The sequence below is a fragment of the Pseudomonas sp. CFSAN084952 genome, from assembly GCF_009648855.1.
GTDB lineage: Bacteria > Pseudomonadota > Gammaproteobacteria > Pseudomonadales > Pseudomonadaceae > Aquipseudomonas > Aquipseudomonas paracarnis.
The window spans coordinates 5216907-5242344 of sequence record NZ_CP045767.1; the positions used below are offsets into that span (position 1 = coordinate 5216907).

The window sequence follows — 25438 nt, forward strand, 5'->3', positions numbered from 1 at the left end:
TAGGCAAGCTGGCGGGTGGTCGGTATACTCGGGCGCAATTAATGCATATTCAAGGATTTCGCCATGAAGCGCCTGATCTCTTCCCTTGCTGCGCTCGTCGCGGTCGCTTGCCTCGTTAGTGCCTGTGGCCAGAAAGGCCCGTTGTACCTGCCGGATGACAGCAAAGATCCAAACGAACAGGCGCAATCGTCGCAAAAGCCGTCAAAAGCCCATAAGCACGACACCTACTAAGTTAAGGGAAACTTATGGACGCTTTTAACTACCGGGACGGCGAGCTGTTCGCGGAAGGCGTGGCCTTGTCCGCGATTGCCCAGCGCTTCGGCACCCCGACCTATGTGTACTCGCGTGCGCATATCGAAGCCCAATACCGCTCGTTCACCGACGCCCTCGACGGCGTGCCGCACCTGGTGTGCTACGCAGTCAAGGCCAACTCCAACCTGGGTGTACTCAATGTCCTGGCGCGTCTTGGCGCTGGTTTTGACATCGTGTCCCGTGGCGAGCTGGAACGCGTACTGGCCGCCGGTGGCCAGGCGGACAAAATCGTCTTCTCCGGCGTCGGCAAGAGCCGCGAAGACATGCGCCGCGCCCTGGAAGTCGGCGTGCATTGCTTCAACGTCGAATCCACCGACGAACTGGAGCGCCTGCAAGTCGTTGCCGCCGAAATGGGCGTTCGCGCGCCGATCTCCCTGCGCGTCAACCCGGATGTCGACGCCGGCACCCACCCGTACATCTCCACCGGTCTCAAAGAGAACAAGTTCGGCATTGCCATCGCCGACGCCGAGGACGTGTACATCCGCGCAGCCCAACTGCCGAACCTGGAAGTGCTGGGCGTCGACTGCCATATCGGCTCGCAACTGACCACCCTGCCACCGTTCCTGGATGCCCTCGACCGCCTGCTGGCCTTGATCGACCGCCTCGGCGAGTGCGGCATCTACCTGCACCACATCGACCTCGGTGGTGGCGTGGGCGTGCGTTATCGCGATGAAGAGCCGCCACTGATTGCCGACTATATCCAGGCCGTGCGCGAACGCATCGAAGGCCGCGACCTGACGCTGATGTTCGAGCCGGGCCGCTACATCGTCGCCAACGCTGGCGTGTTGCTGACCCAGGTCGAGTACCTCAAGCATACCGAACACAAGGATTTCGCCATCGTCGATGCGGCGATGAACGACCTGATCCGCCCGGCGCTGTACCAGGCCTGGATGGATGTCACCGCCGTGACGCCGCGCACAAGCGAAGCCCGCGCCTATGACATCGTCGGGCCCATCTGCGAGACCGGCGACTTCCTCGCCAAGGATCGTGAGTTGGCGCTTGAGGAAGGTGATCTGCTGGCCGTGCATTCGGCCGGTGCCTACGGGTTTGTCATGAGTTCCAACTACAACACCCGCGGGCGTACCGCCGAGGTGCTGGTGGACGGTGATCAAGCATTTGAAGTGCGTCGCCGCGAGACGGTAGCCGAGTTGTATGCTGGCGAAAGCCTGCTGCCGGAGTAAGCCATGCTGCTGCGTTTTACCAAGATGCACGGGCTGGGTAATGATTTCATGGTCCTCGACCTGGTCAGCCAGCACGCGCACATCCTGCCCAAGCACGCCAAACAGTGGGGTGATCGCCACACCGGCATCGGTTTCGACCAGTTGCTGCTGGTCGAGGCGCCGAGCAACCCGGAGGTGGATTTCCGCTACCGGATCTTCAACTCCGACGGTTCCGAAGTGGAACAGTGCGGCAACGGCGCGCGCTGCTTTGCGCGCTTTGTGCTCGACAAACGCCTGACTGCCAAACGCCAGATTCGCGTCGAAACCAAAGGCGGCGTGATCGAACTGGACATCCGCAACGATGGCCAGATCAGCGTCAACATGGGCGCCCCACGCCTGGTGCCGGCGGATATTCCGTTCCAGGCCAGCGAGCAGGCCACCAGTTATGCACTGGATGTAGACGGCAAGACCGTCGACATCGCCGCCGTGTCCATGGGCAACCCTCATGCAGTGCTGCGGGTCACCGACATCAATAACGCCCCCGTGCACGAACTGGGGCCGAAGATCGAACATCATCCGCGCTTTCCGGCAAGGGCCAATGTGGGCTTCCTGCAGGTGATCGACCGCAACCGTGCGCAATTGCGCGTATGGGAACGCGGCGTCGGCGAAACCCAGGCTTGCGGCACCGGTGCTTGCGCCGCTGCCGTGGCTGCGATCAGCCAGGGGTGGATGGATTCGCCGCTGTTGATCGACCTGCCCGGCGGACGTTTGTCCATCGAATGGGCAGGCCCTGGCCACCCGGTGATGATGACCGGGCCGGCCTCGCGCGTATACGAAGGACAGGTCCGTCTATGAGTGAGCCAAGCTAATGACCGATAAGCCTCAAGTACCCGCACACGCTACCCCGAGTGAAAGCCTGGAGGCCGCTGCTGTCGCGGCGTACCTTGAGGCTAACCCGGACTTCTTCGTCGAGCACGAAGAACTGCTGCCGGCCCTGCGCATCCCTCACCAGCGCGGCGATACCGTATCGCTGGTGGAGCGGCAGATGAAGATCCTGCGCGAGCGTAATATTGAAATGCGCCACCGGCTCTCGCATCTGATGGACGTGGCCCGCGACAACGACCGCTTGTTCGACAAGACCCGCCGCCTGATTCTGACCCTGATGGATGCCACCAGCCTGGAAGAAACGGTGATCGCCGTGGAAGACAGCCTGCGTGAGGATTTCCAGGTGCCCTTCGTCAGCCTGATCCTGTTCAGCGACAACCCGATGCCGGTGGGCCGCTGGGTCACAGGTGGCGAAGCGCAGACGGCCATCGGCGGCCTGCTGTCCGAAGGCAAGACCGTCAGCGGCACCTTGCGCGAGCATGAGCTGGACTTCCTGTTTGGCGCCGAACAGCGCAAGCAGATCGGCTCTACGGCTGTCATCGCCCTCAGCCATCAAGGCTTGCACGGGGTACTGGCCATCGCCAGCCGCGACCCGGCGCACTACAAAAGCTCGGTGGGCACGTTGTTCCTGACCTATATCGCCGAAGTGCTGGGCCGCGTCCTGCCACGCCACACCACCACCCTGCGCGCGGTGCGCTGATCATGGAGCGGCAACTGGACGCTTACTGCGCTCACCTGCGCAATGAGCGCCAGGTGTCGTCCCACACGCTGGAAGCTTATCGGCGGGACTTGAACAAGGTCCTGGCCTATTGCGAAAAGCAGCACGTCAGCAGCTGGAAGGCCCTGGATATCCAGGCCCTGCGCAGCCTGATCGCCCGGTTGCACCAACAGGGCCAATCCTCCCGCAGCCTGTCTCGCCTGCTGTCGGCGGTGCGCGGCCTCTATCACTACCTCAATCGCGAAGGGCTGTGCGACCACGACCCGGCCAATGGCCTGTCACCGCCCAAAGGCGAACGGCGCCTGCCCAAGACCCTGGACACAGACCGAGCCCTGCAATTGCTCGACGGTGCCGTCGAGGATGACTTCCTGGCCCATCGCGACCAGGCAATCCTCGAGCTGTTCTATTCCTCGGGCCTGCGCCTGTCGGAGCTGACGGGCCTGAACCTCGACCAGTTGGACCTCGCCGATGGCCTGGTGCAAGTGCTCGGCAAAGGCAGCAAGACGCGCGTACTGCCCGTGGGCAGGAAAGCCCGCGAAGCCTTGCAGCTATGGCTGCCGCTACGCCTTCTGACCAACCCGACAGACGATGCCGTGTTTGTCAGCCAGCAAGGCCGGCGCCTGGGGCCGCGGGCGATTCAACTGCGGGTCAAGGCTGCCGGCGAGCGCGAGCTGGGGCAGAATCTGCACCCGCACATGTTGCGTCATTCCTTTGCCAGCCACCTGCTCGAATCCTCCCAGGACCTGCGCGCCGTGCAGGAGCTGCTCGGGCACTCGGATATCAAGACCACGCAAATCTACACCCACCTCGACTTCCAGCACCTGGCAACGGTGTACGACAGCGCCCATCCACGGGCCAAACGCATCAAGGGCGGCGACTCATGAGTATCAAGCTGATCACCTTCGACCTGGACGACACCCTCTGGGACAACGTACCTGTCATCATCAGCGCCGAAGCGTCGATGCGTGAATGGCTGGCGACCCACGCGTCCAAGGTCGGCGACCTGCCCCTTGAGCATTTTGCCAGCCTGCGCCAGCAGGTGCTGCAGCGTCATCCCGAACTCAAACACCGTATCAGCCTGCTGCGCCACCGCGTGTTGATGCATGCGTTCGAGGAGGCCGGTTATCCCCAACCTGAGGCCACAGAGATGGCGGATGTCTGCTTCGAAGCGTTCATCCACGCACGCCACCAACTCACCGTGTTTCCGGAAGCCGAGCCGATGCTCAAGGCGCTGCGCCAGCACTTCCTGCTCGGCGTGATCACCAATGGCAATGCCGATGTGCAGCGTGTGGGCCTGGCGGACTACTTTCACTTTGCCCTGCGCGCTGAAGATATCGGCATCGCCAAGCCGGACGCACGGCTGTTTCATGAAGCACTGCAACGTGGCGGTGTGGACGCCAGCGCGGCAGTGCATGTGGGCGATCATCCTGGGGATGACATCGCCGGCGCGCAGCAGGCGGGACTGCGGGCAGTGTGGTTCAACCCCACGGGCAAGGCCTGGGAGGGTGACAAGCGCCCGGATGCGCAGATTCGCAGCCTGACGGAGTTACCGCCACTGCTGAGTCGCTGGAGCTAACACTGGCCCCAATGTGGGAGCTGGCTTGGCTGCTCCCACAGGGTATTGCAGCAAACCGGTAAATTGCTCCAGGCATGAAAAAGCCCGCAGCGACGGCGGGCTTTTTCTTACAAGCAGGAGGCAGACCTCAGATAGGTCGGCTTCCGTACTTGTTATCCGGCTTCTTCGGTGGATCAGCCACCACGTTGGCCTCGACTTCCTGCACTTTGCCGCCTTTAGCGAGGAATTCTTCCATCGCACGGGCCAGGGCATCGCGCTCTTTGTTCTTGGCTTCAACGCTCGGCAACTCGTCTACCGACACAGCCGCCTTGGCTTTGCCTTTGGCTTTGGGAGCCGCGTCATCGCCAACACTGTCATCGACGTCCTCAGCAACGTCTTCGGCCGCAACTTCAAGACCGTCTTCGGTGTCGTCTTCATCACCTACTTCGAGGTCGTCTTGTTCCAGATCATCGTCGCTCATGTTCTACCTCATGACTTGCGAAAAGCAGATTAGTTATAGCCCAGCTTCACCCTCTGTCGAGGTTGCCGGAAAAAAATCAACATCCACTGAATCACCAGTGGCTTATGCCCCTTCACCGTGCAAGGTGGCGAGGACTTTACGAGCACCGCCATGATCACGGTGCTCGCCCAGATAAACACCTTGCCAGGTCCCTATCGCCAAGCGGCCGGCCTTGACCGGCAAACTCAGCTGGCAGCCCAGCAGACTGGCCTTGAAGTGCGCCGGCAGATCATCCGGACCTTCGTCGTTATGTTCAAACCCTGCGCGACCTTGTGGCACCAGCAGGTTGAAAAAACGCTCGAAGTCACGGCGAACCGCCGGGTCGGCATTCTCGTTGACGGTCAACGAGGCCGAGGTGTGCTGCAGCCACAAATGCAACAGGCCCACACGGCACGCCTTCAATTCAGGCAAGCCGGCAAGCAACTCGTCCGTTACCAAGTGAAAGCCCCGGGGCTTGGCCCGCAGGGTAATCAGGGTCTGTTGCCACATACAGTTCTCCGCCCATCGGCGCGCATTCTAGCGCGCTCTGGGAAAAAACAAAGTGCCGAATACGCCTTCATGCCTGTAAGACATTTGCACCCTTAAAAGTGCTGTGTGGATCCCATCACAAAGTCGATAAAAAACCCATGCGCCTTTAGCCACAGACAAACGCCAGGCAAAAAAATGCCCGGCAAGCCGGGCATGTTTTTTTCGCCTGGTTACAAGTTGTAGCCGCGCTCGTTATGTTGCGCCAGGTCGAGGCCAACCGCCTCTTCTTCCTCGGTGACACGCAGGCCCATGACCATGTCGAGCACCTTGAGGATGACGTAGGTCACGATCGCCGTGTAGATCACGGTGAAGCCCACGCCTTTGCACTGGATCCAGACTTGGGCTGCGATGTCGGTCACGGTGCCGAAGCCGCCCAGCGCCGGGGCAGCGAACACACCGGTAAGGATCGCACCGACGATGCCGCCGATACCGTGCACGCCGAAAGCGTCCAGGGAGTCGTCATAACCCAGCTTGCGCTTGAGGCTGGTAGCACAGAAGAAGCACACCACACCGGCGACCAGGCCAATCACCAGGGCGCCCATCGGGCCCACGGTGCCCGCCGCAGGCGTCACGGCGACGAGGCCGGCGACCACGCCCGAGGCGATACCCAGTGCGCTGGGCTTGCCGTGGGTGATCCACTCGGCAAACATCCAGCCCAGGGCCGCGGCTGCTGTAGCGATTTGAGTTACCAGCATCGCCATGCCCGCGGTGCCGTTGGCCGCCGCGGCGGAACCGGCGTTGAAGCCAAACCAGCCGATCCACAGCATGGCCGCGCCCACCAGGGTATAGCCCAGGTTATGCGGTGCCATCGGGGTGGTCGGGAAGCCTTTGCGCTTGCCGAGCACGATGCACGCCACCAGGCCAGCCACACCCGCGTTGATGTGCACAACGGTGCCGCCAGCGAAGTCCAGCACGCCCCAGTCCCACATCAGGCCGCCGTTGCCGCTCCAGACCATGTGCGCAATCGGCGCGTAGACCAGGGTGAACCAGATAGCCATGAAGATCAGCATTGCGGAGAACTTCATACGCTCAGCGAAAGCACCGACGATCAGCGCCGGGGTAATGATGGCAAAGGTCATCTGGAAGGTGATGAACACGGCTTCCGGAAACAGCGCCGCCGGCCCGGTGATGCTGGCCGGGGTGACACCCGCCAGGAACGCCTTGCCCATGCCGCCGAAGAAGGAATTGAAGTTGACCACGCCTTGTTCCATACCGGTGGTATCGAACGCGATGCTGTAGCCGTAGACGACCCAGAGGATGCTGATCAGGCCAGTGATGGCGAAACACTGCATCATCACCGACAGAATGTTTTTGGAGCGGACCATGCCGCCGTAGAACAGCGCCAGGCCAGGGATGGTCATGAACAGCACCAGCGCGGTGGCGGTAAGCATCCAGGCGGTGTCGCCGGAATTGAGGACTGGAGCAGCCACTTCATCTGCCGCCATGGCCAGGCTTGGCATTACGATGGACAGCAGGGCTCCGAGCCCTGCGAATTTACGCAGAGTCATATTGTTTTCTCCTGGGGCGTTGGGGTTTGGCGGCTTAGATTGCGTCGGTATCGGTTTCGCCGGTACGGATGCGAATAGCCTGTTCCAGATTGACCACGAAGATCTTGCCGTCACCGATCTTGCCGGTGTTGGCCGCCTTGGTTATCGCCTCGATAACCCGGTCAAGATCCTTGTCGTCAATGGCGACATCGATCTTCACCTTCGGCAGGAAATCGACCACGTATTCCGCGCCGCGATACAGCTCGGTATGACCCTTCTGCCGACCGAAGCCCTTGACCTCAGTAACGGTAATGCCCTGCACGCCGATCTCGGACAGTGACTCGCGAACATCGTCCAACTTGAACGGCTTGATGATGGCAGTGACTAGCTTCATGAAAACTCTCTCCCGAATTTGGTGGACTTGCCCCAGGAAAACAAACCCGTCTCAAGTCTAAGCGCAGTGCCTGGCTTTGTAACGCATCGTCGCCTCGGCATTTGCCGTCGCGACGCCAGCGAACCACTGGTGACGAGCCCTGTACCCCGGATCCGTCGGCGCACTGCATTCGTCACAGCGACTGCATCAGTGCATGGGTCATGATCGTCTAAGCAGAAACCTTGCCAGCTCCGTAAAAACCACCGAAATCAATCCTTTACCCGCTTGTGCCCACCTACGGGGCGCCTGCGCGGCCGCAATGCGCATCAAAACAGTGCGAGGCCGCCCGCCCCAATGCGCGAAAACCGTGCGCAAAGGGGCCTGGAAATGACTATAGACGCTGCGTGATACACTGCCGGCCAACTGTTTTCCGGAATATGTCCAATGCTCGCGCCCAAAGACTTCCTAGACGCCCTGAGCGGCCACGCCTCTCGCCTGTTCAGCGGCGACACCCCACTGCCCCGCAATGAAATCGAAAGCCAGTTCAAGGCTTTGCTACAGAGTGGTTTCAGCAAGCTCGACCTGGTCAGCCGAGAAGAGTTTGACAGCCAGATGGTGGTGCTGGCCCGCACACGTGCGCGGCTGGAGAGCCTGGAGGCGAAGGTGGCTGAACTTGAAGCCCGGTTGACGCCACCTTCTGCTGAGTGAACGCAATTGTTGTGGGAGCTGGCTTGCCTGCTCCCACACTTGTTTTGCGTTGCCGCCCGGATACGTTCTGTAAAACCTCCCCCGCCCCGCTCCATCCCACCTCGTCTACCCTTGAAAAAACCGCAGGAAGCGGCCCTCCCATTCAAGGAACGAGCATGTCCCTCGCCATTGTCCACAGCCGCGCACAGGTCGGTGTGGAAGCCCCAGCCGTCACTGTCGAAGTGCATATGGCCAATGGCCTGCCGTCTCTCACCTTGGTGGGTTTGCCCGAAACCGCAGTGAAGGAAAGCAAGGACCGCGTGCGCAGTGCCATCCTCAACTCGGCGCTGCAATATCCGGCCCGGCGCATCACGCTCAACCTCGCGCCCGCCGACCTGCCCAAGGACGGCGGGCGTTTTGATCTGGCGATTGCCCTCGGCATCCTGGCGGCCAGTGTGCAAGTGCCGGCCTTGATGCTCGATGACGTGGAATGCCTTGGGGAGTTGGCGTTGTCCGGCGAGGTGCGCGCGGTGAAAGGGGTACTGCCTGCCGCGCTGGCAGCGCGCAAGGCCGGGCGCACCGTGATAGTGCCGCGCGCCAATGCCGAGGAGGCGTGCCTGGCGTCGGGGTTGAAGGTGATTGCGGTGGATCACTTGCTGCAAGTGGTGGCGCACCTGAATGGGCATGTGCCGATTGAGCCCTACAGGTCCGACGGCTTGCTGTACGTGAACAAGCCTTACCCAGACCTGCGTGAAGTGCAGGGCCAACTCGCGGCCAAGCGAGCATTGCTGATCGCGGCGGCGGGCGCGCATAACCTGCTTTTCAGCGGGCCACCGGGCACCGGCAAGACGTTATTGGCCAGCCGGCTACCGGGCTTGCTGCCGCCGTTGAGCGAGCAGGAAGCACTGGAAGTGGCCGCGATCCAATCCGTGGTCAGCCTGGCACCGCTGAGCCATTGGCCAAACCGCCCGTTTCGCCAGCCGCACCACTCGGCATCCGGGCCGGCGCTGGTGGGGGGCGGCTCGAAGCCACAACCGGGGGAAATCACCCTGGCCCATCACGGGGTGTTATTCCTGGATGAGCTGCCAGAGTTCGATCGCAAGGTACTGGAGGTCCTGCGCGAACCATTGGAGTCGGGGCATATCGTGATCTCCCGAGCCCGAGACCGGGTGAGCTTCCCGGCTCGCTTTCAACTGGTCGCGGCGATGAATCCCTGCCCCTGCGGCTACATGGGCGAACCCAGCGGGCGTTGCCGGTGTACGCCGGAGCAGATCCAGCGTTATCGCAACAAGCTATCCGGCCCTTTGCTGGACCGGATTGATTTGCACCTGACCGTCGCGCGGGAGGCCACTGCGCTGAGCCCCACTCAACCGGCGGGCGATACAACGGCCGATGCCTCGGTGCGGGTAGCCGAAGCACGCGAGCGTCAACAGCAACGCCAGGGGTGTGCCAATGCTTTTCTGGACCTGCCGGGGCTGCGCCAGCACTGCAAGCTGCCAAAGGTCGACGAGGGTTGGCTAGAGACCGCCTGCGAGCGACTGACACTGTCACTGCGGGCGGCCCATCGGCTGCTGAAGGTGGCGCGCACCTTGGCGGACCTGGACCAGATGGACGCCATCACCCGTGATCATCTGAAGGAGGCCCTGCAATACCGCCCAGCATCTCTCAGCTGAGCCTCCCACAATTTGTTTGGCGGTGCTTCAGCGAAACCGATCCACCTCATGTCGCAAACCTGCCGCCAAGGTCTCCAGCTCCTTGGCGGTAACCGCCAGGTTGGACACCACTTCACGCTGCTCGCTGTTGGCCAGCGCAATGCTCTGCAGGTTGCTGCTGAGCAAGGTCGCGGTACTGCTCTGTTCCTGGGTGGCGGTGGTGATCGCCGCGAACTGCTGACCGGCCGAGCGGCTTTGCTCGTCGATACGCGCCAGGGCCGAGGCCACGTCGGCGTTGCGCGACAAGCCTTCCTGCATCAGCGCATTGCCGTGTTCCATGGTGCTGATGGCGTTGCCAGTTTCCTGCTGGATGCTCTGGATCATGCCGGAGATTTCATCGGTGGCCTGGCGGGTACGCGAAGCCAAATTGCGCACTTCGTCGGCGACCACGGCAAAACCACGGCCTTGCTCACCGGCGCGGGCGGCTTCGATGGCGGCGTTGAGCGCCAGCAGGTTGGTCTGTTCGGCGATGGCGGTAATCACGCCGACGATCCCGCCGATTTCCTGGGAACGCTGGCCCAGGGTGTTGATCACTGCAGCGGTGCTGTTCAGCGCAGTGGCGATATGTTCCAGGGACGATGACGCTTCTTGCATCGAGGTGCGGCCGATACGAGTTTGCTGGGCATTCTCTTGGGCCAGGCGCTCGGTGTTGCCCATGTTGTCGGCAATGTTCAGCGAGGTGGCACTGAACTCTTCCACCGCGCCGGCCATGCTGGTGATCTCACCGGACTGCTGCTCCATACCTTCATAGGCTCCACCGGACAAGCCCGACAACGCCTGTGCGCGGCTGTTGACCTGTTCGGCCGCGGTACGGATATGCGACACCATGGTCGACAGCGCTTCACCCATCTGGTTGAAACTGCGCGCCAACTGGCCGATTTCGTCATGGCTGGAAACGTTGAGGCGCGCACTCAAATCGCCCGCGCCCAGCGCCTGGGCCTGGCGCACCAGCTCGCTCAATGGCGCCAGCTTGCTGCGCAACAGCCACACCGTGGCGCCCACTGCCAGCAACATCGCCAACACACTGCCGATCACCAGGCGGATGCCGACTTCCCAGGTCACTGCGCGAATCTCAGCCTTGGGCATGCTCGCTACCACCGCCCAAGGGCCGCCTTCGAACGGCACCGATACGCTATAGAAATCTTCGTTCTTGTCGCTCCAGAAACGGCCTGCGCCCGGCTTTTTCGCCAGGTCGAGCATCACGGCAATCGCCTGATCCGGCGCTTGCACGCCAGCCGGCGGCACCAGCCAGTGCTTTTGCTCATCGAGCAGCGCGAGGGAGCCGGTCTGACCGATACGGAAGCGCTTGAGGTTTTCAAACTGGGCGTTCTGAGCATCGGTGTAATCGAAACCGATGAACAGCACGGCGATGACCTGGCCACTGCTGTCACGCACGGGGCTGTATTGGGTCATGTAGGAGCGGTCGAACAACACGGCACGGCCGATGTAGGTCTGGCCGCCCACAACGCGCTGGTAGGCCGCGCCCTGACGGTCGAGCACGGTGCCAATGGCGCGATTGCCATCCTGCTTGGTCAGGGAGGTGCTGACGCGGATAAAGTCGTCGCCGCTGCGCACGAATACCGTGGCCACGCCGCCGGACATCTGCTTGAACTCATCCACCTCTTCGAAGTTGTTATTCAATACCTCGTTGCCCAGGTAGAGGCTTGGCGTCTGCACGCCGGCCACGGCCACGGGCTGGTCCGCACGTACACTCAAGCCGGCGCCGAAGCGCTTTTCAAACAGCCCGCTCAAACGCTGGGTGCTTTCGCGCAAGGTGCTGTGGAAGGTGTTGAGTTGGTCGGCGAGCAGACGCGCCTCGCTGGCCAGGTGTTCCTCGCGGGTGGCGAGGTTGGCGGAGTCGAGGGTACGCAAGGCAAAGACCGTACTGCCGCTGATGACGACAGCGAGAATCACGGCGAGTGCAAGGCCTAACTGGGAGGCAATCCGGGCACGAGGTTGAGACATGACAGCTCCTGGCCGAGGCCAGGATCATCCTGATCTCATAGCGCTGCTCGGCAAATTATCTAGTGGGAAACGTTGATGCACGATGGTTCCAACCTCCTTCTTCGGCGGCATTTGGCAATACTTGAGCGAATCACAGGGGTATCCCGCAAACGATTGCACACCCGGTCCGGCCCTACTCAATCGAGGCGTTCAACCTGGGGCAATTCCATCGCCTTGACTTCGCCCTGAAGAAATTCCGCCAGCCGTCGCAAACGCTCCCCGCCCGGGCGAGTTTTCGGCCACACCAGGTAGTAGCTTTCCCCACTGGCGACCGCCGTGGGCCACGGCAGGCTCAAGCGTCCCTGCGCCACGTCTTCGGCCACCATCAGCAAGTCACCCATGGAGACGCCATAGCCACGGGCGGCAGCGATCATCCCCAGCTCGAGCGTGTCGAACACCTGCCCACCCTTGAGTGAAACGTGAGATGACAACCCCATGCGCTGCAGCCAGTAACGCCAGTCGCGGCGGTCCGGGGTCGGGTGCAGCAGTTCGGCGGTTGCCAGCCGCGTCACGTCCCAGGGACCGTCGTCCAACAGATTCGGCGCTCCCACCGGGATCAGCATTTCCGCAAACAGATAACTGGCCTCCCAGTCCGCCGGAAAGTGCCCGTTGCTGAGCAACACTGCACAGTCGAACGGCTCTTGGTTAAAGTCCACTTCATCGATGCTCATCCACGCACTGGTGAGCTGTACCTCATTGCCTGGCTGCAATGCGCGGAAGCGACTCAACCGCGCCAGCAGCCAGCGCATGGTCAAGGTGGACGGCGCCTTCATACGCAGGATGTCATCTTCGGCATTCAAGGTATGGCAAGCACGCTCCAGGGCAGCGAAGCCTTCCCGTACGCCAGGCAGCAACAACCGCGCCGCTTCCGTGAGCTGCAATGTGCGACCGCTGCGCTGGAACAATCGGCAGGCGAAATAATCTTCGAGCGTACGGATATGCCGGCTGATCGCACTTTGGGTAATCGACAACTCCTCAGCCGCGCGGGTAAAGGAGTGGTGCCGGGAGGCGGCTTCAAATGCCCGCAAGGCATAAAGAGGAGGAAGACGACGGGACATTCTGAAAGCTCCGACTGCGCATTCTGGAAACCCTACCAGAATCGCTCAAGCATGAGTTTTAATCATGCCAACGATCGCTTTTATCCTTTTGTGCAATGCGCTGAATGCGCCGAGAATCAACCCTTCCCCACCTTCCTGATTATTCGAGTGTGATGATCATGCAACATCCGGCACGTACCGAACTCTGGGCCATTCTGCGGCTGTCGGGGCCGTTGATTGCCTCACAGTTGGCGCACATGCTGATGGTGCTGACCGACACCCTGATGATGGCGCGCCTGAGCCCCGAGGCCTTGGCAGGCGGCGGCCTGGGCGCGGCGAGCTATTCGTTCGTGGCGATCTTCTGCATCGGCGTGATCGCAGCCGTGGGCACCCTGGTCGCCATTCGCCATGGCGCGGGCGATATCGACGGCGCCACCCGCCTGACCCAGGCCGGGCTGTGGCTGGCGTGGTTGATGGCGCTGGCGGCGGCGTTGCTGTTATGGAACTTGAAGCCGGTACTGCTGATGTTTGGCCAGACCGAAACCAACGTGCAAGCAGCCGGGCAATTTCTGACGATCCTGCCCTTTGCCCTGCCCGGCTACCTGAGCTTCATGGCTCTGCGCGGCTTTACCAGCGCCATCGGCAAGGCCACTCCGGTGATGGTGATCAGCCTGTGCGGCACCGTGGTCAACTACCTGCTCAACCATGCCTTGATCGAAGGCATGTTCGGCCTGCCGAAACTGGGCCTGATGGGCATCGGCCTGGTGACTGCCATCGTCGCCAACGGCATGGCGCTGGCATTGATGTGGTACATCCGCAGCAACCGGGCCTACGCCGCTTACCCGCTGGGCACCGGCCTGCTGCGCCTGAATACCCATTACCTGCGCGAGCTGTGGCGCCTGGGCCTGCCGATTGGCGGCACCTATGCGGTAGAGGTCGGGTTGTTTGCCTTTGCGGCGTTGTGCATGGGCACCATGGGCAGCACGCAGTTGGCGGCGCACCAGATCGCCCTGCAGATTGTCTCGGTGGCCTTCATGGTGCCGGCGGGGATGTCCTACGCGGTGACCATGCGCATCGGCCAGCATTACGGCGCCGGGCAGTTGCTGATGGCACGCCTGGCCGGGCGAGTCGGCATAGGATTCGGGGCCATGGTGATGTTGGGATTCGCAGCAGTGCTGTGGCTGTTTTCCGACCCACTGATCGGGCTGTTCCTCGACCATGACGACCCGGCGTTCCATGACGTCATCGTCCTGGCGGTGAGCCTGCTGGCCGTCGCCGCCTGGTTCGAATTATTCGACGGTGTGCAGACCATCGCCATGGGTTGTATCCGGGGTTTGAAGGACGCCAAGACCACCTTCCTGGTGGGGCTGGGTTGTTATTGGCTGATTGGCGCACCGTCGGCCTGGTTGATGGCGTTCACCCTGGGCTGGGGGCCCACCGGCGTCTGGTGGGGCCTGGCACTGGGCCTGGCGTGTGCGGCGGTGAGCCTGACCTGGGCGTTTGAGGCGAAGATGAAGCGGATGATTCGGCAGGAGCCAGATGCTCCTGTTGGTTTCCAAGCGGCACTGCCTGACTAGCGAGTGCACGCGGTCCATGTGGGAGCTGGCTTGCCTGCTCCCACATTTGAACCACTTTGAAGGCTTAGCCCAACAGCGCCTGCTGGCTTTGACCAAACAGCAGATATTCCACCAGCTCCGGCAACGGCAACGGCTTGCTGATCAGGTAACCCTGGACCTGATCGCACCCAAACAAGCGCAAAAGTTCAAGTTGCTCAGGGGTTTCCACGCCTTCGGCGACCACTTCCAGGTTGAGGTTGTGGGCCAGGTTGATCATGGCGTGCACCAGCTTGCGGTTTTCTTCGCGCTCTTCCATGCCGCCGACAAAGCTCTTGTCGATCTTCAACAAGGCAATCGGCAGGCTGTTGAGGTGCACAAACGACGAAAAACCGGTGCCGAAGTCATCCAGGGAAAACCGCACACCCAGCCGGCCAAGGGCGTCCATGGTCTGCTTGACCAGGTCGCTGCGGCGCATCACGGCGGTTTCGGTCAATTCGAACTCCAGCCATTGCGCTTCCACGCCGCGCTCGGCAATCAGGCGGCTGAGGGTAGACAGCAACTGACTGTCCTGGAACTGGCGAAACGACAGGTTGACCGCCATGTGCAGCGGCGGCAGGCCGCGTTCACGCAGGTCTTGCATGTCGCGCAGGGCTCGGGAGATGACCCAGTAGCCCAATGGCACGATCAAGCCACTCTGTTCGGCCAGCGGCACGAACTCGCTGGGCGGCAACAAGCCGCGCTCGCCGTGACGCCAGCGCACCAGGGCTTCGAGGCCAACGATATGACCGTCGTCCAGGTCCAGGCGCGGCTGGTAATGCAGCTCCAACTCATCGCGACGCAAAGCCCGGCGCAGTTCACTTTCCAGGTCGGCCAGGCTGCGGGCGTTGCGGTTGATGCGCTCATTGAAGATATGGAAGGTGCAGCCCTGGGTACTTTTGGCCTGCTGCATGGCGATATGGGCGTGCCACATCAAAGGGTCGGCGCCAGCGCGGGCTCGAGCATGGGCCATACCCAGGCTGCAACCGATCAACAGGCTTTCACCATCCACCCAGTAGGGCTCGGCCATCACTTCGGTGATGCGCTCAGCCATCCACTCGGCGCGCTGAGGTGCCCGGCGGGTATCGATCAACAAGGCAAACTCATCGCTGCCCAGGCGCGCCAGTTGGTCCCCGGCTTCGAGCTGGCTCTTGAGCCGCGACACCACTTGCAGGATCAACCGGTCGCCCGCCTGATGGCCGAGAGCATCGTTGGCATGACGAAAATTGTCCAGGTCCAGATGACCGAGGGCCAGGCCACGGCCGTCATTGTCCGCCAAGCGTGCAGCGAGCAAGGTCTGGAAGCCCTGACGGTTGGCAATACCGGTGAGCGGGTCCTGCTCGGCCAGGCGCTGCAAGGTATTCTCCAGCACGCCGCGCTCGCGCACATGGCGCAGGCAGCGGCGCAATGTGTCGGCGTCCAATGCATCCAACACCAACCAATCGCTGACACCCAGCGGCGACACCAGTGGCTCCTGCTCCAGCAGCAATACACACGGCAGGCTGCACCGGCCAGGGCCTGGCTGCAGGCTGGGCGTGGTCAATAACACAGCACCCTGGTCGTCATCGAACAGGCGGCTTACCGAGTCCCAGTTGGGCGCACTGATCAGCACAGCCCCTTCGCCCATCGGCGCCAGGCACTCGCGCAACAACGCTGCCCACTCAGGCTCATCGGCCAGCAGCAGCAAACGCAAGGGTTCGACAGGCGTAGACACGCTAACTCCCTAGACTCTGCAAAATTTCATTAGCGGTGCCATTATGACGTGCGGCCTGACAATGACAAAGGATGACAAATGATAGGTGTTATCAAATACGCAGACTGTAAATAATCGTCTCGGATATTCCTCCACATCCTGCGGCAAAGTAGCAAAACCGGCAAATTTAGATCGAGTGGTACGTCACACCGTCGTTCTATGGCAGCAGAATCTTTCCAGCCTGTTAAAATGCCCGCCCTTTTGAACAACGACCCCTAAAATTCCGTATGTCCCGACTCAATCCCCGGCAGCAAGAAGCCGTGAACTACGTCGGCGGCCCTCTATTGGTGCTCGCCGGTGCAGGCTCCGGCAAGACCAGCGTGATCACGCGCAAGATCGCGCACTTGATCCAGAACTGCGGCATCCGCGCCCAGTACATCGTCGCCATGACCTTCACCAACAAGGCGGCACGGGAAATGAAAGAGCGGGTCGGCACCCTGCTCAAAGGCGGCGAAGGCCGCGGCCTCACCGTGTGCACCTTCCACAACCTGGGCCTGAACATCATCCGCAAGGAGCATGTGCGACTGGGCTACAAGCCCGGCTTCTCGATCTTCGACGAGACCGACGTCAAGGCCCTGATGACCGACATCATGCAGAAGGAATACGCGGGCGACGACGGCGTAGACGAAATCAAGAACATGATCGGCTCGTGGAAAAACGACCTGATCCTGCCCGCCGAAGCCCTGGAGGCCGCACGCAACCCCAAGGAGCAGACCGCCGCCATCGTCTACACCCACTATCAGCGTACGCTCAAGGCGTTCAACGCGGTGGACTTCGACGACCTGATCCTGCTGCCGGTCAAGCTGTTCCAAGAGCACAAGGACATCCTGGAGAAGTGGCAAAACAAGGTGCGCTACCTGCTGGTGGACGAATATCAGGACACCAACGCCAGCCAATACCTGCTGGTGAAGTTGCTGATCGGTACGCGCAACCAGTTCACCGTAGTGGGCGACGACGACCAGTCGATCTACGCTTGGCGCGGCGCCCGCCCGGAAAACCTGATGCTGCTCAAGGAAGACTACCCCTCCTTGAAAGTGGTGATGCTGGAGCAGAACTACCGCTCCACCAGCCGCATCCTGCGCTGCGCCAACGTGCTGATCTCCAACAACCCCCACGAGTTTGAAAAACAACTGTGGAGCGAGATGGGCCATGGCGACGAGATCCGTGTGATCCGCTGCCGCAACGAAGACGCCGAAGCCGAGCGCGTGGCCGTGGAAATCCTCAGCCTGCACTTGCGCACCGACCGGCCCTACAGCGACTTTGCGATCCTGTATCGCGGCAACTACCAGGCCAAGCTGATCGAGCTGAAATTGCAGCATCACCAGGTGCCGTATCGCCTGTCGGGCGGCAACAGCTTTTTCGGACGCCAGGAAGTCAAAGACCTGATGGCCTACTTCCGGCTGATCGTGAACCCGGACGACGACAACGCCTTCCTGCGCGTGATCAACGTGCCACGCCGGGAAATCGGCTCCACCACCCTGGAAAAGCTCGGTAACTACGCCACCGAACGCAAGATTTCCATGTATGCCGCCACCGACGAAATAGGCCTGGGCGAACACCTGGATACGCGCTTCACCGATCGCCTGTCGCGCTTCAAGCGTTTCATGGACAAGGTGCGCGAGCAGTGCGCCGGCGAAGACCCGATCAGCGCCTTGCGCAGCATGGTCATGGACATCGACTATGAAAACTGGCTGCGCACCAACAGTTCCAGCGACAAGGCCGCGGATTACCGCATGGGCAACGTCTGGTTCCTGATTGAAGCGCTGAAGAACACCCTGGAAAAAGACGAAGACGGCGAGATGACCGTCGAGGACGCCATCGGCAAGCTGGTGTTGCGCGACATGCTCGAGCGCCAGCAAGAAGAGGAAGACGGTGCCGAAGGCGTGCAGATGATGACCTTGCATGCCTCCAAGGGCCTGGAATTTCCCTACGTGTTCATCATGGGCATGGAAGAGGAAATCCTCCCGCACCGCTCCAGCATCGAAGCCGACACCATCGAGGAAGAACGCCGCCTGGCCTACGTGGGCATTACCCGAGCACGTCAGACCCTGGCCTTCACCTTTGCCGCCAAGCGCAAGCAATACGGTGAAATCATCGATTGTGCCCCCAGCCGGTTCCTGGATGAACTGCCGCCGGACGATCTGGCCTGGGAAGGCAATGACGACACGCCCACCGAGGTGAAGGCCGTTCGCGGCAACACCGCCTTGGCGGACATACGCGCGATGTTAAAGCGCTAGAATCGACTACTTTTTAATCTACTTTCGGCGCACAACGCGCCATTAGAGGAAGCTTTCCGTGGAAGCACTGCACAAGAAAATTCGCGAAGAAGGCATCGTGCTTTCCGATCAGGTCCTCAAGGTTGACGCCTTTCTGAACCACCAGATCGACCCGGCACTGATGAAACTGATCGGCGACGAGTTCGCCGCACTGTTCAAGGATTCGGGCATCACCAAGATCGTCACCATCGAAGCGTCGGGCATTGCCCCGGCGATCATGACCGGGCTGAACCTGGGTGTGCCGGTGATCTTCGCCCGCAAGCAGCAGTCGTTGACCCTCACGGAAAACCTGCTGTCGGCCACGGTGTATTCCTTCACCAAGAAAACCGAAAGCACCGTGGCGATCTCCCCGCGCCACCTGACCAGCAGCGACCGCGTGCTGGTGATCGATGACTTTTTGGCCAACGGCAAGGCGTCCCAGGCGCTGATCTCGATCATCAAGCAGGCCGGCGCGACCGTCGCCGGTTTGGGCATCGTGATCGAGAAGTCGTTCCAGGGTGGGCGTGCAGAACTGGATGCACAGGGTTATCGGGTTGAGTCGCTGGCGCGGGTGAAGTCGCTGGCCGGTGGTGTCGTGACCTTTATCGAGTAATCACTGTGTGGGAGCTGGCTTGCCTGCGATAGCGGTGTGTCAGTCGACAGAGATGTCGACTGACAGGCCCACATCGCAGGCAAGCAGCTCCCACATTAGCTTTTGCGTTGCGCTGTCAGTGGGCGGTGGCCTGCAGTCCGGCCAGCAGCAAGCGTTGATACAGGTCTTCCTTGATGCCCTCCGGCTTATCCAAGCGCATGCGCTGCAAATGCTCGGGAAACGCCTCCGGCTCCGGCGCGTCGAGTGCCGCCTTGCCCAACTCCAGAATTTCCGTGAGCTTGAATTTGCTCTTGAGCCAGTTCAGCGCTCGTAACAAATCCCGCTCTTCATTCGTGAAGTCGCTGCCCAGGGGGTATTCCGGGAACAGGCGACGATGCCTGGCCTGAATCGCCTGAAGCCGCTCTGGCGTGTTGTCGGCAAAACGCGGATCCAACTGGAAATCCTTGGGCAGTTTGCCGGCCTTTTGCGCCTGCTCAATCAAGTCGTGCTGGAACCTTGAGTCAGTGATGTTCAGCAACGCTTCGATCACCTTGGCATCCGTCTGACCGCGCAAGTCGGCAATACCGTATTCGGTAATGACGATATCCCGCAGGTGCCGGGGAATGGTGCAGTGGCCGTACTCCCAGACAATATTGGAACTGACCTCACCCGCCGACTCACGCCAGCTGCGCAAAATCAGGATTGAGCGTGCACCTTCCAGCGCATGCCCCTGGGCCACGAAATTGTATTGCCCGCCCACACCACTGAGCACGCGACCGTCTTCCAACTGATCAGCCACGCCAGCACCGAGCAAGGTGACCATGATGGCGCTGTTGATAAACCGAGCATCCAGGCGCTGCAGGCGCTTGAGTTCTTCCTGCCCGTACAGCTCGTTGATGTAGCTGATGCGGGTCATGTTGAATGCCTGGCGCTTGGCATGGGTCATTTCCTGCAGGCGCTGGTAAAAACTGCGCGGTCCCAGGAAGAAACCGCCATGAATCGACACGCCATCAGGTTGCGCCGCGTCGTCCAGGGTGCCCGCGTTGGCCTGCATCTGGGTCGCCACATCCGGGTAGACCTTGCGCCGCACGATCCCGGCATCGGCCAATACCAGCAGGCCGTTGACGAACATCTCGCTGCAACCGTAAAGGCCACGGGCAAACGGCTCAACGCCGCCTTCGCGGCTGATCAACGGTGCCCACTGGTACACATCCAAGTCGGTGAGCAACAGGCGATAGGCTTCGTTGTCGGCCTGGCGCGCCAGCAGGGCAGCCGTCAGGGCATCGCCCATGGAGCCGATGCCAATCTGCAACGTACCGCCATCACGCACCAGGGTGCTGGCATGCAGGCCGATAAAATGATCCTGAAAGCCCACCGGCATATTCGGGGTGGAGAACAACGTGGTGCTGTCTTTTTCATCCAGCAGGTAGTCGAACTCATCCATGCCCAACTCGGCATCGCCAGGCATGTAGGGCAAATCGCTATGGACCTGGCCGACGACCAGGATGGTCTCCCCGGCCGCGCGGCGCTTGGCGATCATGGGCAGCAGGTCGAGAGTGATATCCGGGTTGCAGCTCAGGCTCAGGCGGTCGGGATGCTCGCTGCTACTGGCAACCAATTGCGCCACCAGGTTCAGGCCGGCGGCATTGATGTCGCGGGCCGCATGGCTGTAGTTGCTGCTGACGTAATCCTGCTGCGCCGCGGCGCTGTGGAGCAGGCTACCGGGCTGCATGAAGAATTGCTGCACACGGATATTCTTCGGCAGGCTGCCCCTGTGCAGGTCCGCGAGGAAATCCAGTTCGGGGTAGTCGCCAAACACCCGTTCGATGAAGGGTTCGAGAAAGCGCTTTTGAAGACCATCACCCTGCGTAGGCCGACCCAGGCTCAGCGCGGTATAAAGCGTCAGCGCCCGTTCGGGCAACTTTGCGATACGCCGGTACAGCGCGTTGACGAACAGGTTGGGCTTGCCCAGCCCCAGCGGCATGCCCATGTGGATATGCGCCGGCAGGCGCTCCAGTACGTCGTCAACTGCTTGCTCGATTGAACACAACTGCACCATCCGACTGCTCCCGAACATTCCATGAATTAGGGGTTGGACCGAGCTTGCCGGGTCTTTGCTGCAATGAACAGCCTGAATACCAAATCGCGGGCACAAAAAAGCCGCTCGTAAGCGGCATTTTTGACGAAGATCGACCGATTACAGCCCGGACATCTTCTTGATCGCACCTTTGAGGTCGTCGTCCGAGCAATCAGCGCAGGTGCCTTTGGGCGGCATGGCGTTGATACCGGTGATGGCCTTTGCCAGGATGCCATCGAGGCCACCTTGATGGTCGGCGCGTTCTTTCCATGCGGCGGTGTCGCCAATCTTTGGCGCACCCAAAAGGCCGCTGCCGTGGCACGCGTTACAGTGCTTGGCGATGATATCATCGGGGGTTTTCGCGCCGCCGCCGCCGGCTGCCACGGCAACTTCCATGCCCTTGCATTCCTGGCCCTGGACGCAAACCTGGCCCACAGGCTCCAGGCGCTTGGCAATGTCATCATTGGTCGCAGCTTGAGCGCTGACAGCCCATAGGGCCAGTACGGTTGCTGGTGCAGCCAGCATTTTCATAATTAGGTTCACGCGTTCACCCTCAATGGTGGCTATTCACGCCTGCGGCCACGGTTTCGCAGGCGGCGAAAGTATAACGGTTAGCCCGCCTGGCCGAAACAACCCTATTAAATAAAGGGAGATTCGGCCTCACGGTGTACAGCTGCGGGAACCTCTGCAACGCTGGCAGGGCGCCTCTATTCTTAAAAGTTCGCGGGTGTGGCTGCGCTGATTAGTCGCGCCGGCACGTCGAACGGATTGCGAAAACGATGAGGCCTGGTGCTTTCAAAGTAGTAGCTATCGCCCGCTTCGAGCACAAAAGTTTCAAGGCCGACCACCAATTCCAGGCGCCCTTCCACCAGAATTCCGGTTTCTTCGCCTTCATGAGTGAGCATTTCTTCGCCCGTGTCGGCACCCGGAGGGTAGATTTCATTGAGAAATGCGATGGCCCGGCTTGGGCGCGCCCGGCCCACCAGTTTCATGGTGACGGCACCGTCAGAGATGTCGATCAGCTCATTGGCTTTATAGACGATCTGCGTCGGTATTTCCTGGAGGACTTCTTCGGAAAAGAACTCGACCATGGACATGGGGATACCGCCCAGCACCTTGCGCAGGGAGCTGATCGAGGGGCTGACGCTGTTTTTCTCGATCATCGAAATGGTGCTGTTGGTGACGCCCGCACGCTTGGCGAGCTCACGCTGGGAAAGACCTTTGAGTTTACGGATGGATTGCAGTCGTTCGCCGACGTCCAATGCAGGAGCCTCCTAGGATTCAGGCTTTGTTGTAATTGAGCGTTATCATGGCGACAGCGTTCAGTATTTACAACACTTGGGCCTAAATCCCGGCGTGCTCGGTTCGTTGCCGGCGGCTAAGCGCCGCTATAGAGCCTTGGCACTCGGCGCAGATTGCAGAAAATCTGATAAGGGATGGTCTCGGCGGCCACGGCCACATCGCTGGCGAGGATGTGCTTGCCCCACAGCTCTACGGTGGAACCAAGGCCCGCCTGGGGCAAGTCGGTGAGGTCGACACACAGCATGTCCATGGACACGCGCCCCAGCAGCCGGCTGCGCTGGCCAGCGACCAGCACCGGTGTGCCGGTAGGCGCATGGCGCGGGTAACCGTCGGCATAGCCCATGGCAACCACGCCGATGCGCATCGGCTTGGACGTGACGAACCTGGCGCCATAGCCCACCGGCTCACCGGCCGGCAATTCGCGTACGCAGATCACTTTGGACTCCAGGGTCATCACCGGCTGCAAGCGCGCCGCAATGGCCTGGTCTTCGCCAAAGGGCGTTGCGCCGTAAAGCATGATACCGGGGCGCACCCAGTCGCTGGACACGCTCGGCCAGCCCAATACAGACGGTGAGTTGCGCAGGCTGACCTCAGCCGCCAGCCCCTGGCGCGCCGCCTCAAACACCGTTACTTGTTCGTTGCTGCTGACGCAATCGAGCTCATCGGCGCGGGCAAAATGACTCATCAGCACGATTTTCGCCACTTTGCCACTCGCCAGCAGGCGCTGATACGCTTCCTGGTAATCCTTGGGGTGCAGGCCCACACGGTGCATGCCCGAGTCCAGCTTCAGCCACACTGTCAGCGGCTTGCTCAAACGAGCTTGCTCGATGGCTTCCAACTGCCACAACGAATGCACCACGCACCACAAATCCTGCTCGATGATCAGCGGCAACTCGTCGGCTTCGAAAAAACCTTCAAGCAGCAACACCGGCGCACGAATGCCGGCGGCGCGCAGTTCCAGCGCTTCCTCGATGCACGCCACGGCAAACCCGTCGGCTTGCGCCTCCAGTGCCTGGGCCACGGGCACCGCGCCATGACCGTAGGCATCCGCCTTGATCACGGCAAGGGCCTTGGCCCCGGTGACTTCTCGGGCCAATTGGTAGTTATGGCGCAGGGCTTGGAGATCGATCAGGGCACGGGCTGGACGCATGTCGGCAGGCTTCTAGGCAGCAAAGTCAATAAAAAAACCGGTGCAGACCAACAACGCCGGCACCGGGAGAGGGATCATTGTTAAGGCAGCGCAGCCACGACTGACAGCTCTACCAGAATCTCGGGTTCGCACAGCTTGGCTTGCACAGTGGCGCGGGCCGGGGCGACGCCTTTGGGCAGCCACTTGTCCCACACCGCGTTCATGCCGGCGAAGTCGGCGTCGATGTCTTTCAGGTAGATCGTCACCGACAGCAACCTGGACTTGTCAGTACCGGCCAAGTCCAGCAAGCGCTCGATATTGACCAGGGTTTCACGGGTTTGCTGTTCAATCCCGGCGCTCATGTCGTCGCCTACCTGCCCTGCCAGGTACACGGTACCGCTGTGGACAACGATCTGGCTCATGCGCTCATTGGTGAGCTGGCGCTGGATTGACATGTTGTGCGGACTCCTGGTGGTTGCCATAACGGGAAATATCGAGGCCTGCGGCGCTGATCTGCGGCGTTTTCTTCGCCATCAGGTCGGCCAGCAAGCGACCCGAACCACAGGCCATGGTCCAACCGAGGGTACCGTGGCCTGTATTCAGGAACAGGTTCTTGAACGGCGTGGCACCCACAATCGGCGTGCCGTCTGGGGTGGTCGGGCGCAGGCCGGTCCAGAAACTGGCTTGGGCCAGATCGCCGCCCTGAGGATAAAGGTCGTTGACGATCATCTCCAGGGTTTCACGTCGCCGCGGGTTCAGCGACAGGTCAAAACCGGCTATTTCAGCCATGCCACCGACGCGAATACGGTTGTCGAAACGGGTGATCGCGACTTTGTAGGTTTCATCGAGAATGGTCGAGGTCGGCGCCATTGCCGGGTTAGTGATCGGCACGGTCAGCGAGTAGCCCTTGAGCGGGTACACGGGCGCCTTGATGCCCAATGGCTTGAGTAACTTGGGCGAGTAACTGCCGAGGGCCAGTACATAGCGGTCGGCGGTTTCCAGCTTGCCGTCGATCAGCACACCATTGATGCGGTCGCCTGCGTAGTCCAGGCGCTGGATGTCTTGTTCGAAGCGGAATTCCACGCCCAATTGTTTGCACATGTCGACCAGGCGCGTGGTGAATATCTGGCAATCGCCCGTCTGGTCGTTGGGCAGGCGCAAGGCACCAGCGAGGATATCGGTGACGCTGCCCAGAGCCGGTTCAACCCGGGCAATGCCGGCGCGGTCGAGCAATTCGAATGGCACGCCGGACTCTTTCAGCACGGCGATGTCCTTGGCGGCACCATCGAGTTGGGCCTGGGTGCGGAACAGTTGGGTAGTCCCGAGGCTGCGCCCTTCGTAGGCAATGCCGGTCTCGGCGCGCAATTCGTCGAGGCAGTCGCGGCTGTACTCGGACAGGCGCACCATGCGTTCCTTGTTCACCGCGTAGCGGCTGGCCGTGCAGTTGCGCAGCATCTGCGCCATCCACAGGTATTGGTCGATATCAGCAGTGGCCTTGATTGCCAACGGCGCGTGGCGTTGCAACAGCCACTTGATCGCCTTGAGTGGCACACCCGGCGCGGCCCAGGGCGAAGCATACCCAGGGGAGACCTGGCCGGCGTTGGCGAAACTGGTTTCCATGGCAGCGGCAGGCTGACGATCAACCACCACGACATCAAAGCCGGCCCGCGCCAAATAATAGGCACTGGTCACCCCAATGACGCCGCTACCCAAGACCAGAACGCGCATTTTTATATCCTCATCGCGGGCTTGGCCGCTGA

Annotated in this window: 24 protein-coding genes; 11 read left to right on the forward strand and 13 right to left on the reverse strand. The window is 61.2% G+C overall.

Annotated elements, in window-relative coordinates:
- The first annotated feature begins 63 nt into the window (after nucleotides 1-63).
- The 6 genes from GH769_RS23865 to GH769_RS23890 are packed head-to-tail and all read left to right on the forward strand — an operon-like array spanning nucleotide 64 to nucleotide 4651.
- Nucleotides 64-231: a lipoprotein gene (locus tag GH769_RS23865; protein WP_003195417.1), complete on the forward strand. Its 168-nt coding sequence runs from the start codon at nucleotides 64-66 to the stop codon at nucleotides 229-231.
- A 14-nt stretch (nucleotides 232-245) separates the two neighbouring features.
- Nucleotides 246-1493, forward strand: coding sequence for a diaminopimelate decarboxylase (gene lysA / locus GH769_RS23870; protein ID WP_003195418.1), 1248 nt, complete (start codon nucleotides 246-248; stop codon nucleotides 1491-1493).
- 3 nt (nucleotides 1494-1496) lie between these two features.
- Nucleotides 1497-2327, forward strand: coding sequence for a diaminopimelate epimerase (gene dapF / locus GH769_RS23875; RefSeq protein WP_014720457.1), 831 nt, complete (start codon nucleotides 1497-1499; stop codon nucleotides 2325-2327).
- 13 nt (nucleotides 2328-2340) lie between these two features.
- The gene (locus tag GH769_RS23880; protein WP_014720458.1) at nucleotides 2341-3057 is read left to right on the forward strand and encodes a DUF484 family protein; all 717 of its coding nucleotides are present in this window, start codon (nucleotides 2341-2343) and stop codon (nucleotides 3055-3057) included.
- 2 nt (nucleotides 3058-3059) lie between these two features.
- Nucleotides 3060-3959 (forward strand): tyrosine recombinase XerC, encoded by a 900-nt coding sequence (xerC, locus tag GH769_RS23885; protein ID WP_032901896.1) that lies wholly within the window; start codon nucleotides 3060-3062, stop codon nucleotides 3957-3959.
- On the forward strand, nucleotides 3956-4651 hold the full coding sequence (locus GH769_RS23890) for an HAD family hydrolase (RefSeq protein ID WP_014720460.1): 696 nt from the start codon (nucleotides 3956-3958) through the stop codon (nucleotides 4649-4651). Before xerC ends, GH769_RS23890 begins: the two co-directional genes overlap by 4 nt.
- Nucleotides 4652-4778: 127 nt before the next feature.
- On the opposite strand, the gene sutA is transcribed toward GH769_RS23890, so the two are convergent.
- The 4 genes from sutA to glnK form a co-directional block, all read right to left on the reverse strand.
- Entirely contained in the window at nucleotides 4779-5111 is a 333-nt protein-coding gene (sutA, locus tag GH769_RS23895; protein WP_014720461.1) for a transcriptional regulator SutA, read from the reverse strand.
- Nucleotides 5112-5213: 102 nt separating this feature from the next.
- Nucleotides 5214-5639: a secondary thiamine-phosphate synthase enzyme YjbQ gene (locus tag GH769_RS23900; RefSeq protein ID WP_003195429.1), complete on the reverse strand. Its 426-nt coding sequence runs from the start codon at nucleotides 5637-5639 to the stop codon at nucleotides 5214-5216.
- A 209-nt stretch (nucleotides 5640-5848) separates the two neighbouring features.
- Nucleotides 5849-7186, reverse strand: coding sequence for an ammonium transporter (locus tag GH769_RS23905; protein WP_020302863.1), 1338 nt, complete (start codon nucleotides 7184-7186; stop codon nucleotides 5849-5851).
- A 34-nt stretch (nucleotides 7187-7220) separates the two neighbouring features.
- Complete coding sequence (gene glnK, locus GH769_RS23910) at nucleotides 7221-7559, reverse strand: P-II family nitrogen regulator (protein ID WP_002555808.1); 339 nt, start codon at nucleotides 7557-7559, stop codon at nucleotides 7221-7223.
- A 423-nt stretch (nucleotides 7560-7982) separates the two neighbouring features.
- Here glnK and GH769_RS23915 point away from each other — a divergent pair, with 423 nt between their 5' ends.
- Both GH769_RS23915 and GH769_RS23920 read left to right on the forward strand, forming a co-directional pair.
- Complete coding sequence (locus tag GH769_RS23915; RefSeq protein WP_003195432.1) at nucleotides 7983-8246, forward strand: accessory factor UbiK family protein; 264 nt, start codon at nucleotides 7983-7985, stop codon at nucleotides 8244-8246.
- Between the two features lie 155 nt (nucleotides 8247-8401).
- On the forward strand, nucleotides 8402-9898 hold the full coding sequence (locus tag GH769_RS23920; protein ID WP_019819814.1) for a YifB family Mg chelatase-like AAA ATPase: 1497 nt from the start codon (nucleotides 8402-8404) through the stop codon (nucleotides 9896-9898).
- Nucleotides 9899-9925: 27 nt separating this feature from the next.
- Here the strand turns inward: GH769_RS23920 and GH769_RS23925 are convergent, their stop codons facing one another.
- Entirely contained in the window at nucleotides 9926-11902 is a 1977-nt protein-coding gene (locus GH769_RS23925; protein ID WP_014720464.1) for a methyl-accepting chemotaxis protein, read from the reverse strand.
- 176 nt (nucleotides 11903-12078) lie between these two features.
- A complete protein-coding gene (locus GH769_RS23930) occupies nucleotides 12079-12999 on the reverse strand; it encodes a LysR substrate-binding domain-containing protein (protein WP_014720465.1) in 921 nt (306 codons plus the stop codon).
- 152 nt (nucleotides 13000-13151) lie between these two features.
- Here GH769_RS23930 and GH769_RS23935 point away from each other — a divergent pair, with 152 nt between their 5' ends.
- Complete coding sequence (locus tag GH769_RS23935; protein WP_019819813.1) at nucleotides 13152-14555, forward strand: NorM family multidrug efflux MATE transporter; 1404 nt, start codon at nucleotides 13152-13154, stop codon at nucleotides 14553-14555.
- A 64-nt stretch (nucleotides 14556-14619) separates the two neighbouring features.
- On the opposite strand, the gene GH769_RS23940 is transcribed toward GH769_RS23935, so the two are convergent.
- Entirely contained in the window at nucleotides 14620-16284 is a 1665-nt protein-coding gene (locus GH769_RS23940; RefSeq protein ID WP_014720467.1) for a bifunctional diguanylate cyclase/phosphodiesterase, read from the reverse strand.
- A 266-nt stretch (nucleotides 16285-16550) separates the two neighbouring features.
- Here GH769_RS23940 and rep point away from each other — a divergent pair, with 266 nt between their 5' ends.
- Together rep and GH769_RS23950 are read left to right on the forward strand one after the other, a co-directional pair.
- Nucleotides 16551-18560 carry a DNA helicase Rep gene (gene rep, locus GH769_RS23945; protein WP_005792464.1) on the forward strand — a complete coding sequence of 670 codons (2010 nt, stop codon included), beginning with the start codon at nucleotides 16551-16553 and terminating at the stop codon, nucleotides 18558-18560.
- A gap of 58 nt (nucleotides 18561-18618) precedes the next feature.
- Complete coding sequence (locus GH769_RS23950; RefSeq protein WP_003195447.1) at nucleotides 18619-19191, forward strand: xanthine phosphoribosyltransferase; 573 nt, start codon at nucleotides 18619-18621, stop codon at nucleotides 19189-19191.
- Nucleotides 19192-19306: 115 nt separating this feature from the next.
- Here GH769_RS23950 and GH769_RS23955 read toward each other — a convergent pair whose 3' ends face one another.
- From GH769_RS23955 to dadA, 6 genes are all read right to left on the reverse strand, one after another.
- Complete coding sequence (locus GH769_RS23955) at nucleotides 19307-21229, reverse strand: acetyl-CoA hydrolase/transferase C-terminal domain-containing protein (protein ID WP_014720468.1); 1923 nt, start codon at nucleotides 21227-21229, stop codon at nucleotides 19307-19309.
- 138 nt (nucleotides 21230-21367) lie between these two features.
- Entirely contained in the window at nucleotides 21368-21778 is a 411-nt protein-coding gene (locus tag GH769_RS23960) for a cytochrome c5 family protein (protein ID WP_019819811.1), read from the reverse strand.
- Between the two features lie 182 nt (nucleotides 21779-21960).
- Complete coding sequence (locus tag GH769_RS23965) at nucleotides 21961-22509, reverse strand: cupin domain-containing protein (protein WP_014720470.1); 549 nt, start codon at nucleotides 22507-22509, stop codon at nucleotides 21961-21963.
- Between the two features lie 116 nt (nucleotides 22510-22625).
- A complete protein-coding gene (gene alr / locus GH769_RS23970) occupies nucleotides 22626-23699 on the reverse strand; it encodes an alanine racemase (RefSeq protein WP_014720471.1) in 1074 nt (357 codons plus the stop codon).
- 80 nt (nucleotides 23700-23779) lie between these two features.
- Nucleotides 23780-24133, reverse strand: coding sequence for a RidA family protein (locus GH769_RS23975; protein ID WP_014720472.1), 354 nt, complete (start codon nucleotides 24131-24133; stop codon nucleotides 23780-23782).
- Nucleotides 24105-25406, reverse strand: a complete 1302-nt coding sequence (gene dadA / locus GH769_RS23980; protein ID WP_014720473.1) for a D-amino acid dehydrogenase — start codon at nucleotides 25404-25406, stop codon at nucleotides 24105-24107. The genes GH769_RS23975 and dadA overlap by 29 nt, the downstream gene beginning before the upstream one ends.
- Between the last annotated feature and the right edge of the window lie 32 nt (nucleotides 25407-25438).

What these genes read in the sequence shown, in the direction of transcription:
- GH769_RS23865 (WP_003195417.1), top strand. Translation starts at nt 64, where the DNA reads ATGAAGCGCCTGATCTCTTCCCTTGCTGCGCTCGTCGCGGTCGCTTGC.
- lysA (WP_003195418.1), top strand. Translation starts at nt 246, where the DNA reads ATGGACGCTTTTAACTACCGGGACGGCGAGCTGTTCGCGGAAGGCGTG.
- dapF (WP_014720457.1), top strand. Translation starts at nt 1,497, where the DNA reads ATGCTGCTGCGTTTTACCAAGATGCACGGGCTGGGTAATGATTTCATG.
- GH769_RS23880 (WP_014720458.1), top strand. Translation starts at nt 2,341, where the DNA reads ATGACCGATAAGCCTCAAGTACCCGCACACGCTACCCCGAGTGAAAGC.
- xerC (WP_032901896.1), top strand. Translation starts at nt 3,060, where the DNA reads ATGGAGCGGCAACTGGACGCTTACTGCGCTCACCTGCGCAATGAGCGC.
- GH769_RS23890 (WP_014720460.1), top strand. Translation starts at nt 3,956, where the DNA reads ATGAGTATCAAGCTGATCACCTTCGACCTGGACGACACCCTCTGGGAC.
- sutA (WP_014720461.1), bottom strand. Translation starts at nt 5,111, where the DNA reads ATGAGCGACGATGATCTGGAACAAGACGACCTCGAAGTAGGTGATGAA.
- GH769_RS23900 (WP_003195429.1), bottom strand. Translation starts at nt 5,639, where the DNA reads ATGTGGCAACAGACCCTGATTACCCTGCGGGCCAAGCCCCGGGGCTTT.
- GH769_RS23905 (WP_020302863.1), bottom strand. Translation starts at nt 7,186, where the DNA reads ATGACTCTGCGTAAATTCGCAGGGCTCGGAGCCCTGCTGTCCATCGTA.
- glnK (WP_002555808.1), bottom strand. Translation starts at nt 7,559, where the DNA reads ATGAAGCTAGTCACTGCCATCATCAAGCCGTTCAAGTTGGACGATGTT.
- GH769_RS23915 (WP_003195432.1), top strand. Translation starts at nt 7,983, where the DNA reads ATGCTCGCGCCCAAAGACTTCCTAGACGCCCTGAGCGGCCACGCCTCT.
- GH769_RS23920 (WP_019819814.1), top strand. Translation starts at nt 8,402, where the DNA reads ATGTCCCTCGCCATTGTCCACAGCCGCGCACAGGTCGGTGTGGAAGCC.
- GH769_RS23925 (WP_014720464.1), bottom strand. Translation starts at nt 11,902, where the DNA reads ATGTCTCAACCTCGTGCCCGGATTGCCTCCCAGTTAGGCCTTGCACTC.
- GH769_RS23930 (WP_014720465.1), bottom strand. Translation starts at nt 12,999, where the DNA reads ATGTCCCGTCGTCTTCCTCCTCTTTATGCCTTGCGGGCATTTGAAGCC.
- GH769_RS23935 (WP_019819813.1), top strand. Translation starts at nt 13,152, where the DNA reads ATGATCATGCAACATCCGGCACGTACCGAACTCTGGGCCATTCTGCGG.
- rep (WP_005792464.1), top strand. Translation starts at nt 16,551, where the DNA reads ATGTCCCGACTCAATCCCCGGCAGCAAGAAGCCGTGAACTACGTCGGC.
- GH769_RS23955 (WP_014720468.1), bottom strand. Translation starts at nt 21,229, where the DNA reads ATGGTGCAGTTGTGTTCAATCGAGCAAGCAGTTGACGACGTACTGGAG.
- GH769_RS23960 (WP_019819811.1), bottom strand. Translation starts at nt 21,778, where the DNA reads ATGAAAATGCTGGCTGCACCAGCAACCGTACTGGCCCTATGGGCTGTC.
- alr (WP_014720471.1), bottom strand. Translation starts at nt 23,699, where the DNA reads ATGCGTCCAGCCCGTGCCCTGATCGATCTCCAAGCCCTGCGCCATAAC.
- GH769_RS23975 (WP_014720472.1), bottom strand. Translation starts at nt 24,133, where the DNA reads ATGTCAATCCAGCGCCAGCTCACCAATGAGCGCATGAGCCAGATCGTT.
- dadA (WP_014720473.1), bottom strand. Translation starts at nt 25,406, where the DNA reads ATGCGCGTTCTGGTCTTGGGTAGCGGCGTCATTGGGGTGACCAGTGCC.